Here is a 13888-nt window from a genome sequence, read left to right as displayed (position 1 = left end):
CCCAGATGGGTTTTACAAAGAAGCCTTAGACAGAATATCGACACTTGATAAAGTTAAAGACTCAACAGAAAATCAGCTTTCCGAATTATTATTAACGTGAGCCAGAGATGGACACGGTAATAAACAGAATTTGCTTGGTGACAATAGCCTTGTGGAACCACCTGATCCCATCCCGAACTCAGAAGTGAAACGCAAACGCGCCGATGGTAGTGTGGGGTCTCCCCATGTGAGAGTAGGTCATCGCCAAGCATCCAAATAAACACCAAAGCCCTAGCCTAAACCGCTAGGGCTTTTGTGTTTATACGCTTCGCGAAAACTTATCTCGATGTCAACCCGCCGCTGAGCGGGGTCCCCAGCTGCGCAATACATTGCTCCGCGCGACACATCATCAAAATGCTGCGCATTTTAGGCAATGATGACTCGCCCCCATGTATCCCCTTCAGGGATAAAAGAAAGTAGGTCACCGCCAAGCGCCTAATTATCTCATTGAGATGCAACGAAGCCAGCTGAATAAGCTGGCTTTTTTGCGTCTGCAATTTGTTAAATTGTCATTTAAAGACCAATGCTATATAGCATTGTTCTATTCATTTTAGTTTTGGTTCTTCTGCTAGTTCTTTACGTTTTTTCCTTCCTTTATTTCAGACTTTTATACTATAAGTTGATTATTTACATGAAGATCTCGCTTAGTTTGATAAGTCCTTTTGCTTAGTGGTTAGTTTCCCGTTAGCATACAAAAATATTAATTTTTTTGTTAACGGCCATCTGTTGCCTATGCTTCGTAAGCTTTCGCTCGCGGTACTGCTTCCTCTTTGTATGCTGACCCTATATTTAGTGTTGGTCATAGGCGAGTACCTGTTCGAAAGTGACCAAGTTAGGGCTGAACTTGCGCAGCGACAGTCGGCTTTGATAAAGCAACAGTTGTTCCGCATGCAGAATGTGGTTCAATCGGCGCAAGCTTTACAGGATGTGGAGCGGATTGAGCAGGAAGTTTCCTTGGCTGCGCTGGATATGGGCACTATGGTGTATATCTTGGTTGATGCTGAAAGCCGTATTCGTTTTGCTAATCATACTGTGTGGCGAGATAGCAATGCGACTCAAGTCATCGATGGTTATGATGTAGACCTTCACCGCTCTGTGGTTCAAGCTTTTTTTCCGCAGATCCTCGTTAATCTCGACCGTTTAACTATTCAAGCATATTATCCCGTTCTTCCCCAGTATGGTGGGGCTGTTGATTTGATTTATCTTGAAGCCGATTTAGCCCCTTTAGTTGCCGAAGCTTCTGCTAAGTTGCAGCAACGTTTTATGCGGGTTTGGGGCCTTGGCGGATTATTGCTGATTGGCTTTACCTTTATTTTATATTTCCTGTTGATCCGCCCATTCCAAATGTTGAGCGAGGCAGCTAAGCAGGTCGGTACTTCTTCCTTTTCGACATCGATACCTTGGAGTTCATCTGAAGTTTTATCTTTGCAAGCCAGTTTGCAGCAGGCACATGAGCGTTTAAGTCGGGCAGTTAAACAGCTGAATGACAGTGAATTGCGTTGGTTATTTGCTGTGGAAGGTTCGCGTAACGGTATTTGGGATTGGGACATCAGTACGGGGGAGGTTTTTCTTTCTGATCGCTGGAAAGAGATGATTGGTTATGCGCCTGATGAATTGGCTGGAGTATTCCAGACATGGGAGACGCGGCTACATCCCGATGATAAGCAGATTGTGTTAGATGCTTTGCAGGAATACGTTAGCGGAAAGAGTAAAGAATTTGAAAGTGTTCACCGCTTACGGCATAGAGATGGCCATTATGTGTGGGTGTTAGACCGCGGTATGTTAGTTGATTGGGATCCCCAAGGGCGCCCGACTCGCATGATAGGCATTCATATGGATGTGTCAGAAAGCGCGAAGAACCATGCTGCAATTACTGAGCTTGTGGATCAATCTGTTGTCGGTCGCAAGATGTTGCCCGATGTCTTTATGGTGCGTTTATCGCAATTTTTAACCCAAGGTAATAGTTCGGGGCAATGGGGAGCATTGCTGCTCGTTGAGGTGGATCGCTTAGGATTGGTCGCCACTTTACATTCCCATGAATTAGAGCGCTTGTTAACGCAAATCGCGGCCCGTTTATCGAGTTATTTCACTGAAAATATAACGGTCGGTCGATTAGAGTCTGGTAATTTCGTTTTGCTTGCTAAAGATTTAGCGGCAGATGCGTCAGCCGCTGCTCGTCGTGCTTTAGCCCTTGCGAGTGAGTTAAGGCAAGTTATTGCTCGACCATTCCATTACGGTCATCATCACTTTGAGCTTAGCGCGTGTGTGGGGATCTGTTTACTCGATAGTATAGAAACCTTAGAGCCTGCTTTAGTGATGCGTCGTGCCGAGTTAGCAACGTTAAGCGCTAAGCAAGCAGGTCAAGCTGGGTGCGCTTTTTACCATGCTGAAATGGACTTTCGCCAGAGCCGTGATGAGCTGTTGCAACAGGAATTACAAACCGCATTACAACAAGATAGCTTAACGTTAATGTTCCAGCCTGTGATCAATGCGACCAGTGAACTTGTCTCGGCAGAAGTGCTCACGCGTTGGTATCGTGCTGATGGAGAGTTTATTCCGCCAGCTGAATTTGTGGCGTTAGCAGAACAAGGGGGAATTATTGCTGAGCTTGATCTTTGGGTGGCTAAGCGGGTGTGTCTGTTTATTCAGAAATCGCGGGCTCAAGGAAGGAGTTTGCCTCCTTTGACTCTCAATATCAGTGCATTCTCATTTGGTCAGGCAGATTTTGTTGATACATTCGTTGGGTTGGTTAAGGAGCATGGTATTGGTGCTAATCAACTGGGTATTGAGCTCAATGAGGCCGCATTTTTAATGCAACCACAGTTTGTGGATGAGCGTGTCTCTAAGTTAGTTGAAGTAGGTGTAGGTATCATCCTCGATCATTTCGGTTCAGGCTTGAGTGCCTTGAGCTGCTTAGCTAATCAGCCATTAGTTGCGGTTAAATTGGATATGAGTTGTATTGATTCATTAACCACAATGCCAACAAAAGTGAATGTACTTATTACCTCTGCGCGGCAATTCAATTTGAGCGTTGTCGCCAAAGGTGTCGAATCATCCCAACAATATCAAGCTTTTGTTGAACTAGGCTGTGATGGCTATCAGGGCTATTTATTCAGTCGAGCCTTAAACCAAGCGGACTTTATCCAGCTTGTTTGTCCTCGTCCTTTATTGCGTAGCGTTTAAAGAAGTCGAGAGCATAGTTTAAGGCTTGGTTTCGGCAGGCGTCTTTTTCCATAAAAATCTCATGGGCAGCCCCAGCGATTACTTTCAATTGGCAATGGGTACTCACCGCAAGATTCTGGGCCGCATTATCAACAATCTTATCTTCACTCGCTTGCAGTATCAGTATCGGAGTGCGAATTTGTGCCGTTGCCAGTACGCAAGTATCTGCCGCATCTAAAGATTCAGTCAACCAACGGTTAGTGGGTGAGCCGAGTTGTAACTTAGGGGCAGCATCATACAATTCTCGGTAGGCTTGGTATCGGGTTTGGCTGTGAGTTAGCTCATTCCCTTTGAATGGAACAGGTTTATAGTTTTGTCCTGCAAGTACATAATTAGGCTCGCCACCATTGAGTGTGGTATCGAGTTTACTGGCTAACCAGCGTACGAACGCTTTTGGCATAGGTAATTTAATGCCATACATGGGTGCGGAAAATGCCGCGGCGGTAAAAATATCGGGATGCTGTTTGAGATACAAAGTGCCAATCGCGCCACCCATTGAATGGCCAAGTAGCATGAGTTGTTTGTCGTTTTGTGGTAACACTATCTTCTGCATAAATAGTGCAAAATCATCAATATAATCATTGAATCTTCGCACATGGCCCATGTGTGGATTGATTGTCATACGATCCGATAGCCCTTGGCCACGGTGATCTATGGCATAAATAGAGTAACCTTGTTGGTATAAGTCGAAGACCAATTCTTGATACTTTAAATAGGACTCGACTCGGCCACTACTGAGAACGATTGCGGTATGCGCTTGGGGATGTTTGACCATCATATAGGCCAGCGTAACGCCGTCGGCAGAGGCTAGCGTGTCTTGAACAACGCTTTGCCAGAAGGCTTGCTGCTCTGAGGTATTTAAATCGTGTTCAGTCGAAAATGTCGCTTTGGCTTGGCTCATACTCAGTCGCAAATCATTTGGCTTGAATGGTTTGTTAGAGTGTAACAGACAACCATGGGAGTCTGAAAATACCGACTCCCATGAATTTCATTAACTTAGCGTGTCGCCTTTTTCGCTTCAATAAAATCATTGATTTGCTGTTCGAGGATCGACATAGGCACTGAGCCATTTTCGAGCACAGCATCGTGGAAGGCACGAATATCAAATTTGTCGCCGAGTTCCTGTTCTGCCTTGGCACGTAATCGTTTGATTGTTAACTCACCAATTTTGTAGGATAAGGCTTGTCCTGGCCACGAAATATAGCGGTCAATTTCGGTAGTGACATTGTGCAGTGATAGTGCGGTATTGCTGGCCATAAAGTCGATGGCTTGTTGACGACTCCATCCTTGGGCGTGCATGCCAGTATCTACGACTAAACGCGCCGCGCGCCACATTTCATAGGTTAAGCGACCAAAGTTACTGTATGGATCTTGGTAGAAACCAGCTTCTAAACCTAAATATTCGCAATATAGCCCCCATCCTTCACCAAAGGCAGATATATAGCCATAACGACGGAAATCTGGGAGTGAGGTTAGCTCAGAGTTGAGTGAAATTTGCAGATGATGACCGGGTACTGCTTCGTGCAAGGTTAAGGCTTCTAGCTCGTAGAGTGGGCGCTTATCCAATGCATAAGTGTTGACCCAGTAGTAACCGGGTTCATCATCGCTGTTCGATCCTGAATATCGCCCAGTGGTGTATTTCGGTGCAATTTCGGCGGGCACTGGCGCTATACCATAGGGTTGGCGTGGGAGTTTGCCGAAGTACTTAGGTTGCATGGCATCGGCTTTTTTGGCAATAAATGCCGCTTCTTTGAGTAACTGCTCGGCACTGGTGGTGTAGAACTGGGGATCGGTCCGCAGGAAATGTAAGAAGTCGGCAAAGTTGCCTTTAAAACCTACTGACGCGATGATTTGTTCCATTTCTTGGCGGATACGTTGTACTTCTTTTAAACCCAGTTCATGCACTTGCGTCGACGTCATATTCAAGGTCGTATAGTAACGTACCCTATTCTCATAAAATTCTGCGCCGTTAGGTAAGCTACTGGCCGCGATATTTTCCCGAGCATTGGGAATGTACTCTTTAGTCATGAAATCATAAAAGTTTTGGTACAGAGGTAGAACTTTTTGCTCAACTAAAGCGCGGCCTTCTTGGGTCAGCTGAGTTTTTTGTGCCTCAGTGAAATAGTTGGGATATTGAGTAAAAGGTTTGAAATAACTGCTCTTTTCAACAGGGACGATATAAGCACTAATACTGTCTTCAAAGCCATTGAGTGTCACTTTTGGCGGCGTTATTCCCTCGGCTAATCCTTGTTTTAGCCAGTGGGTTTGCTGGGCGAAATAGGTCGGGAGTGCATTGAGTTTGGCAATATAGTTGCGGTAATCCTCAAGGGTGTTGAATCTTCCCTGTGCGATTGACGTGATATAAGCGTGGAAGCCGCTTTCCGCCGTAATGGGCAGGTAATAATCCTTGAAACGATATAGGTCGACATCGTTTTGGATCTGATCTTCCAGTATTTGAGCGTTAATCTTATCTTCTTTACTCAAGCTGCTGCGGTCGAGTACTTTGAGCTGCGCTAGTACTGCGATTTGACCTTGATTAAGCTTAGCGAGCGCGGCTGGCGAGAGATCCGCTAATTTTCCTGCTGCACTGGCATCGCCCATGCTGTAAGCCATTTCAGGACTCGCACTGAGCTGTAATTGCCAGCTTTGGTCGATAATCGCTTGCAGCGCGGGAGCGATTGGCTCAACTTGCGACTGTGCTGCTGATATTGCCTGTGACGATGGGGTTTGAATATTTTTTGTGGTTTGGGTGGCACTGCAGGCGCCTAATGCGCATATCAATAAACTGGGGATTAAGAGTTTATGCATGTTAGATCTCTGATATTTTCGTTGTTATTGAAGTCATTATGCCTGATGAATGCGGCCGTTCCTTGTATGGATATTAAGCAGAATTGTGACTGAATGTGAATTTAAATGCGTTTGGCGCATAAATGCCCCCGAAAATGCGTGTTAAACTTAGTGTCCGCCCGCGACCAAATAACAAAAGCATTGGCTGGGTAGTTCAAATAGGGGTTAAATATGATTGATACATCCATTCCATTGGTGGATCTGCATCGTCACCTAGACGGTAATGTGCGGGTAAATACCATTTGGGAACTAGGACACCAACACGGCATTGCGCTACCTGCCGATTCTTTAGAGACACTCGCACCTTTTGTGCAAATTCAGGGGAAAGAAACTAGCTTAGTCGCCTTCTTAAAGAAGCTCGATTGGATGGTTGCTGTACTCGCAGATTTGGATGCGATTAAACGCGTCGCCTATGAAAACGTTGCCGATGCGGCGTTATCTGGCTTAGATTACGCTGAGTTACGTTTTAGTCCTTACTATATGGCGATGAACCATAAGTTACCGATTGAAGGCGTAGTTGAGGCGGTAGTTGACGGCGTTAAAGCGGGCTTAAAAGACTATAACGTGAAGATCAATTTGATTGGCATTATGTCACGTTCATTTGGTCAAGCTGCTTGTACTCAAGAACTTGAAGGCTTACTCGCCCATAAACAACATCTCGTGGCTATGGACTTAGCCGGTGATGAATTAGGCTTCCCTGGCGAGTTATTTAACGATCACTTTAAACGTGTTCGTGATGCTGGCCTTGCGATTACGGCTCACGCCGGTGAAGCTGCGGGTTCACAAAGTATGTGGCAAGCGATTCAAGAACTTGGCGCAACTCGAATTGGTCATGGGGTGAATGCGATTCACGATCCTAAGCTGATGGAATATCTTGCTAAGCACCGTATTGGCATCGAATCTTGCCCAACCAGTAACTTGCATACTTCTACTGTGGCTTCTTACGCTGAGCATCCATTCAGAACCTTTATGGATGCAGGCGTGTTGATAAGCCTAAATACCGATGATCCCGGTGTGAGCGCTATCGATATTAAGCATGAGTATCGTATCGCCAAATCTGAACTCAAGTTAACCGATGCTGAGTTAGCGCAGGTGCAACGTAACGGCGTTGAAATGGCATTTTTATCGGACAGTGAGCGCAAAGCACTCTATGCCGCTAAGGTATAAGTCGATTCTGAGTCGTTAATAAAAATAGCCATAAATAAAAATCCGACTCTAGAGTCGGATTTTTTGTGAGCGTTTGCGAGTGCAGCAATAAGCGTTTTAGATCACGCGTGAGAACTGTTGCTGACGCGCTTTTTGACGATAGTAAAGATCGAAGCACATACAGATATTGCGGATCAATAAACGGCCAGTAGGGCTGATAGTGATCTGTCTGTCGACGATTTCAACTAACTTGTCATCGATAAATGTCTGCATTAACTTAAGATCTTCCGCGAAATAGGTTTCGAAGTTAATCCCTAGCTTCTCATCAATTTTCGCCATATCTAATTCGAAGTGGCAAATCAGCTGTTTAATCACTACGCGGCGGATTTCATCGTCGCGGTTCAGGCTACAACCTTTCCACAAAGCATGGCCTTCCTTATCTATGGCTTCATAGTAAGGGCGGATATCTTTCTGGTTTTGCGCATAGCAGTCGCCAATCTGACTGATGGACGATACGCCAAGACCTAACAAATCGCATTCTTCTTGGGTGGTATAACCTTGGAAGTTGCGGTGCAGTCTGCCTTCACGCTGTAACTTGGCTAACTCGTCATCGGGTTTAGCAAAGTGGTCCATACCGATATATTGGTAGCCAGCGCCAGTTAAGGTCTCGATAGTTTGGTGCAGCATTTCGAGTTTTTGTTTTGGCGAAGGTAAATGCTCATCTTTGATCTTACGTTGAGCGGCAAAGCGCGCAGGTAAGTGAGCATAGTTAAATACCGACAGACGGTCAGGCGATAAATCTAAAACGCGCTGCATAGTGACGGCAAAGGTTTCTGGCGTTTGGTGTGGCAAACCATAGATTAAATCTATGTTGGTTGACACAAAACCCATGGCTTTCGCTTTAGCCATTAAGTCGAAGATAAATTGCTCGTCTTGTTCGCGATTAACGGCAATTTGCACTTCTTTATTGAAATCTTGTACGCCGATGGAGATACGGTTAAAGCCCGCTTCTTTCAACGTGTCGAGCATTGACAGTTCTATCTCGCGAGGATCGACTTCAATTGAGTACTCGCCTTCTTCCGCAAAGTTAAAGTTAGCTTTAATCAATGACGTAAGTTTAAGAATCTGCTCTGGATTTAAGAACGTGGGTGTACCGCCGCCCCAATGCATTTGGGTCACACTGTAATGTTTGAACAGGGGCGCACGTTTAATAATTTCTTGGCTTAAATATTCAATGTACTGATCGGCTTTGTGTTGGTGGCGGGTGATGACTTTATTACAGCCGCAGTAATAACAAAGCTTGGCGCAGAACGGGATATGAATATACAGCGACAGTTTATCGCTTTTGCTATTTTCAATGGCCGTCAGCAGATTTTGTTCGGTGAATGTATCATCGAACTCTAATGCCGTTGGGTAAGAGGTATAACGGGGACCGCTGTAGTTATATTTTTCGATCATCGACTGATCCCAGCTAATCTGAGTGGGCTGCTTCAAGGCGTGTCCTCCGTGGGTAAATTAGCAACAAGCGAAGTATGCAAGGTTCTTAAGTAAATAACCTTGATCTAGGTTGTAAAAATGACGTCTGTCTTTTTAGAAGTTACGCAATATCTATCAAAAAAGTACGCTTGTCTGTCGATATTTGGCGGTTTTGTGCGCAGGCTCACGGGAGTAAGGAGGGTAAGATTGGTGCGGGTTTTATCGAGATGACCTCAAAACCACAATATAAGTGGTCTTGAGGTATAGCAATGGGCTGGTTTAATGCATCGCTTTGGCTTGGTAATCCGACAGTTTTTTCGCATCATCACTGATGCCTTGCTCTAATGCCGCTTCGGACTTCATTCTGATCAAGTCTAACTTCATTCTTTCTTGCTTAGGCAAGGCTTGACGAGCATCCATGATGGGATGATTTTTAATTAACTCAAAGTGTTTGAATAATGAAGGGTAATCGGGAGCCACACGCTCACTTAATGACAGGATTTCAAATAATCGCCCAATCCTGACCACGCCTTCAGAGATCTCACAGCGGTCTTCAATCATAGCGGTGGCGATATAGCGGATATCATCTAAAACTTGGGCGCGTTTTGCATTCGCCGTGACTTCACGCTCGGCTTGTTCAGCCTGCTGACGCTTTTTTTGCTGCTTGAGTTTTAGGATTAAGAAGGTGGCGTAGCTACTTAGCGCTACTATGATGATAAAACCGAGAATAATGATAGTCGTAGACACAGAGACTCCTTATATGAATGGCATAAGGAGCCACAGCTAAAAACTGAGTCCCTATGCCTTAGCACTGAGAGGTTAGAACTTGTCTTGATAATCTTTTAGTAAGTCAGCGCCTGATTCGAATTTGTCGAACAACTCATCGTCAGACAAAGACTTAGCAGGTGATGAAGGTGTGTCATCATCCATATCGTCGCTAATGCCCAGTTTAATCATCAGAGCTTCAATTTTATTTAGCTGTTGATCTAACCACTTTTGGTCAACCTCGTTGAGGTCGCGGCCTTCTTCAAGCATATCTAACAGCTGATTTAGTCTTGGATCTTCTTCCAATTTCAGCAGTTTTTGCTCGTCAGTCAGCTTAGCTTGTTTCACTTTTGGCTGAGCGGCTTTATCTGTTACCACTGCCGCAGGAATTGCTAAAGCCACAGGCTTTTTACTGCCATGACGCGGGTCTTTTTTCTTAGCGGCCTGCTGTTGCGGCGCTTGCGCTAAAATTAAGCTTTCGTTATGACGACTACCTGATTTATTGCCAGAATCTTTACGTTTGCCAGTCGCTACAGCGCGATCTTGCTTCTTCACTCTTGGCTGTAACTTAGGGCTGTTCTCGCCGCCCTTGCGTGTTTTCTTGCTACGAGACATGGTCTTCTCAATTATTTACAACGTATGGCCTTGCAGACTAAGGGTGAGCTTGTCTACAAGGTGCGAAATTAGGCCGAGTGTTATACCAGATTATGATGTTTTTTGCATCAAAACGAGGTCCTTTGCGGCAAATAATAGTTCAAAATCGCTATTGTTTGCGAGGTACTCGAAGGTTTGTCGCTGATAAAAGCTCACATGGGTGAGGTTGTTCTTATAATGCCACTTAGCAAAACCATCTAATTCAGTTAGTAATGGTGTGCTTATCGCTAACCAACCACCAGAATGCAGTAGCCGAGAGAGCAAAGTCCACTCTTTTATAGGGTTTTGAAAATGCTCAAACACCCGATAACAGCAGATAAAATCATACTCTAGCTTTAACACGTCATGATTCGGGGCAAAAAAGGGATCATATTGATTTAACTTGTGGCCCGCATTTTCTATGGTCGTCAGGCTCTCATCATCGAGTATGCGACCAAAATTCAATCCTAATAAACTGCCCGCTTGTTGCTGCTCTAATTGCGCTAACAGCGGCAAAATAAATTGCGATAACTGTTTTTGCTTCGACGCTATGCGTGAACGACCGTATCTTTGCCTCTCTGCCGCGGGGGGTAAATGGCTATTCACATCCGCAAAGGTTAACTCACATGTCTTGCAAACATAAAAACTCCGCTTTTTATCTTGATGAAGGAGTCGTGTCTGACTGTTATGACAAAGAGGGCATCTGGGCATTGAGTCTGCTGAAGTGGTTATTAAGGCTTTGATTGTACCAATTATATTGGTTGAGTGCACATTTTAGACACTAATGGGGTGTTACAAAAGAAAAAAGGCGGCAGTTAAACTGCCGCCTTACAAAGGGTGCTTTAGCACCTTATCCTGATTCCAAGTATCCATACTTGCTATGCGACTTTCCCGGTCGGTATCCTTCTTTTTTTTACTGCTTTCCCTGCATTATTTTTGTTAATGGTCTTCCAGACACTTTATTTTTTTCTGTCGCCATCCTGACTACAGTTTCCGTAGATGGTCTCGCGACAAATCTTTTAAAGCATCGTCATCATTGACGTCGAGTTAACCATCCATGTTACTTAAGTACCTTCCTGTGATAACAAGCATCCAGCCAGTGCATCCTAAGCTTATCGCTTCCTTTGCTACAGTTTACATCATGTAAACTATGTCCTGATGGGGCAAGTTACCCTTAGTGTAAGGTGTTTTGCTAGAAGCAAATTGGCGTTATCGGCCATCCCTTACAAAATTGTGCTGACCTGGATTTCAAGTGGAAATCACGACTCTTGTTATTATTAGAGAGTGGTCTTAAGTATATTATTGTTATTGAGTATCTTTATTCTTATATCTTGAATGTTAATTATACCGAAACCTGTAAGTTATTATTAATCTTTTTGTACAAACAGATGGGTTTATCTCGGTACGGGGCTTATTAAACCGAAATCTGTGATCTATGTCAAGCACGAATCTTAGCAGTTTACGTCCACGTCAACTTTGTGGTGTAAAAAAAGGGTGACAATACACCCTTCTTTTCACTCGCGAAGATTACTTCAGGCTAGAAAGATACTTTGATAGCGCGTCGATATCGCTATCATTTAGTTTTTTAGCCACATCTTGCATCATGCCATTCAAGTCATTATGGCGGCCCGCTTCACGGAATTTTGTCAGCTGGATCTTGATGTAGTTTGCGTGTTGGCCTGCCAGCGTTGGAAAACCTGCAAGCTCAGCGCCTTTACCATCTGGGCCATGACATGCCATACAAGCGGTAATGCCACGAGAAACATCACCACCTTTGTAAAGTTTAGCACCTAACTCAGGAACATCTTTTGCTTCAGCCACTTGGATTGCTTGGCTAGAAAAATATGCGCTAATGTCGAGAATATCCTGATCGCTTAGAGGCATTGCCATGCCACTCATGATAGGATCCATACGACCATCTTTACCACCAGTTTGTGCTGCGCTACGGAAATCATGTAGTTGCTTTTGGAGGTAAGTGGCGTGTTGGCCCGCAATTTTGGGGTACATATCGATCATACTGTTACCGTCCATACCGTGACAGGCCGAACAGACAATGATTTTCGTTTTTCCCGCTTCAGCATTACCTTCAGCAATCGCAGGTGAAGATATGGCGGCAATTACAACAGACAGCGCAAGAGCTAGCTTTTTCATGGCGTTCCAACTTCTGGTTAAATTATTATCCTGAGCTTACTAGGGTGACCCGCAAGCGTGGTAAAATATGATTAATGTGATCGGAGTAATATTTTACACGAAAACGTGGGAAAGTAAGTAATTCTTCATAAATTATGGTATTGCGTAGAAAAATTTCGGAGTAAATAGTGACTGAATCTCGTATAGATTTTCGTAGGGCAAAGTTTTTAATCAGTGCACCTGACATTGCACATTTGGATCAATATCTGCCCGGCGATGTTGGAGTTGAGATTGCATTTGCTGGCCGCTCTAATGCTGGAAAGTCTAGTGCACTCAATGCATTAACTGAGCAAAAAAGTTTAGCAAGAACCAGTAAAACACCGGGCCGTACTCAACTAATTAACGTATTTGAGTTAGATGCTCAGCGTCGTTTAGTTGACTTGCCTGGTTATGGCTTTGCGCAAGTCCCACTTGCGTTGAAAAATAAATGGCAGCAAGCATTGGGTGAATATTTGCAAAAACGCGCTTGTTTAAGTGGCGTGGTTGTCTTGATGGATATTCGTCATCCATTAAAAGATCTCGATATGCAGATGATTGAATGGGCAGTTGCTAGTGAAATTCCTGTATTAGCTTTGCTAACGAAATCAGACAAATTAGCCCAAAGTGCTAAGATGAAAACCGTAAATGAAGTGCGTCTCGCACTAAGTGAGTTTGGCGACTGGGTGCAAGTTGAACCCTTCTCATCACTTAAAGGAACCGGTAAGCCTAAAGTGTTGGCAATTCTTAATGAATGGTGTCATCCACAGTGGTTGACTGATGAGTTAGATGCAGCGAATAACGCTGAATAATATCGCCTGTTTTGGTGTACATGGTAGAATTTGACTGTGTATACCTCCTTTTTGTTTTTACTGCAATTTTTTCTCTTTTGTTCAGTCTCATTCCCATCGGTTATTCGTTAATCTCAGGCAAAAAAATAGCCGATGATATTATCATCGGCCAAAAATATTAGCTCTTTTGGGGAGAAGCTAAATTCAACAAGACTCAAGCACCATCAAATTAGCTTCAATGGTTCTCAATGAAACTAGCATACAGCCAATTCATCCCTTATTAAAGTAAATACTCTAAAATTTACTTAAAGTCTGAAAAAAGAGCAAAAAAAAGCCTCAGCAAACAAGTTGCTGAGGCGCCAGAATTTGGCTCATCACTATAAGTGAAATAAAGGTCTGAAAGATAGAACATCTTAACCTCTGTACCCTACGCAGAGAATATTACTCTATTTATCTTTAAATGGAAAACAGTTTTTTCAAAAAAGAGGTAATTATGTGCGCTTGATCTCAGGTTGTGAGTGAAAAAGCATCTCAAATTGATCCTAAAATTTCAGTGAAAATGGTTAATTGGCTGATTTAAAGAGAAAACTCGAAATTTATATACAAAAGTGATCAATATTTGAGATTTGATTTTTTACTCTAATCCTGACCTAAGATTTTGGTGTACGCGTGAGAGAACAACCGTTATGGCATTCTTGAGCATATATGGCTGACTTGAATGCAGTTTCAATTCGAGTAAATCACACCTTTTAATATCCATCTGCTGTGGCAGTGTATCGATGAACTCTACTGCCAAATGTATC

At 43.9% G+C, this 13888-nt stretch carries 10 protein-coding genes and 1 rRNA gene; 4 read left to right on the top strand and 7 right to left on the bottom strand.

The window, feature by feature from the left end:
* Nucleotides 1–133: 133 nt before the first annotated feature.
* Together rrf and L5M40_RS12455 are read left to right on the top strand one after the other, a co-directional pair.
* Nucleotides 134–249: ribosomal RNA gene (gene rrf / locus L5M40_RS12460) — 5S ribosomal RNA — on the top strand.
* A 522-nt stretch (nt 250–771) separates the two neighbouring features.
* Complete coding sequence (locus L5M40_RS12455; RefSeq protein WP_263176832.1) at nt 772–3222, top strand: GGDEF domain-containing phosphodiesterase; 2451 nt, start codon at nt 772–774, stop codon at nt 3220–3222.
* Here the strand turns inward: L5M40_RS12455 and L5M40_RS12450 are convergent.
* Both L5M40_RS12450 and L5M40_RS12445 read right to left on the bottom strand, forming a co-directional pair.
* Nucleotides 3179–4162, bottom strand: coding sequence for an alpha/beta fold hydrolase (locus tag L5M40_RS12450; RefSeq protein ID WP_263176831.1), 984 nt, complete (start codon nt 4160–4162; stop codon nt 3179–3181). The genes L5M40_RS12455 and L5M40_RS12450 overlap by 44 nt on opposite strands.
* A 95-nt stretch (nt 4163–4257) precedes the next feature.
* Nucleotides 4258–6069, bottom strand: coding sequence for a DUF885 domain-containing protein (locus L5M40_RS12445; RefSeq protein ID WP_263176830.1), 1812 nt, complete (start codon nt 6067–6069; stop codon nt 4258–4260).
* A gap of 210 nt (nt 6070–6279) precedes the next feature.
* On the opposite strand from L5M40_RS12445, the gene add reads away from it, so the two are divergent.
* Complete coding sequence (gene add / locus L5M40_RS12440) at nt 6280–7275, top strand: adenosine deaminase (RefSeq protein WP_263176829.1); 996 nt, start codon at nt 6280–6282, stop codon at nt 7273–7275.
* 96 nt (nt 7276–7371) lie between these two features.
* On the opposite strand, the gene hemN is transcribed toward add, so the two are convergent.
* The 5 genes from hemN to L5M40_RS12415 form a co-directional block, all read right to left on the bottom strand.
* Nucleotides 7372–8748: an oxygen-independent coproporphyrinogen III oxidase gene (gene hemN, locus L5M40_RS12435; RefSeq protein ID WP_006084752.1), complete on the bottom strand. Its 1377-nt coding sequence runs from the start codon at nt 8746–8748 to the stop codon at nt 7372–7374.
* Between the two features lie 261 nt (nt 8749–9009).
* Complete coding sequence (locus tag L5M40_RS12430) at nt 9010–9477, bottom strand: DUF2489 domain-containing protein (RefSeq protein WP_113940148.1); 468 nt, start codon at nt 9475–9477, stop codon at nt 9010–9012.
* A 72-nt stretch (nt 9478–9549) separates the two neighbouring features.
* A complete protein-coding gene (gene yihI, locus L5M40_RS12425) occupies nt 9550–10110 on the bottom strand; it encodes a Der GTPase-activating protein YihI (RefSeq protein WP_105250763.1) in 561 nt (186 codons plus the stop codon).
* A gap of 90 nt (nt 10111–10200) precedes the next feature.
* Nucleotides 10201–10839: a class I SAM-dependent methyltransferase gene (locus tag L5M40_RS12420; RefSeq protein ID WP_263176826.1), complete on the bottom strand. Its 639-nt coding sequence runs from the start codon at nt 10837–10839 to the stop codon at nt 10201–10203.
* An 816-nt stretch (nt 10840–11655) separates the two neighbouring features.
* Nucleotides 11656–12279, bottom strand: coding sequence for a c-type cytochrome (locus L5M40_RS12415; protein ID WP_105250761.1), 624 nt, complete (start codon nt 12277–12279; stop codon nt 11656–11658).
* Nucleotides 12280–12446: 167 nt separating this feature from the next.
* Here L5M40_RS12415 and yihA point away from each other — a divergent pair, with 167 nt between their 5' ends.
* A complete protein-coding gene (gene yihA, locus L5M40_RS12410; protein ID WP_006079362.1) occupies nt 12447–13106 on the top strand; it encodes a ribosome biogenesis GTP-binding protein YihA/YsxC in 660 nt (219 codons plus the stop codon).
* Nucleotides 13107–13888 lie beyond the last annotated feature (782 nt).

This window comes from Shewanella sp. SM68 (assembly GCF_025653925.1).
Taxonomy (GTDB): domain Bacteria; phylum Pseudomonadota; class Gammaproteobacteria; order Enterobacterales; family Shewanellaceae; genus Shewanella; species Shewanella oncorhynchi.
Note: the sequence above shows the minus strand (reverse complement) of the source record. Positions and strands in the feature narration are given on the sequence as shown.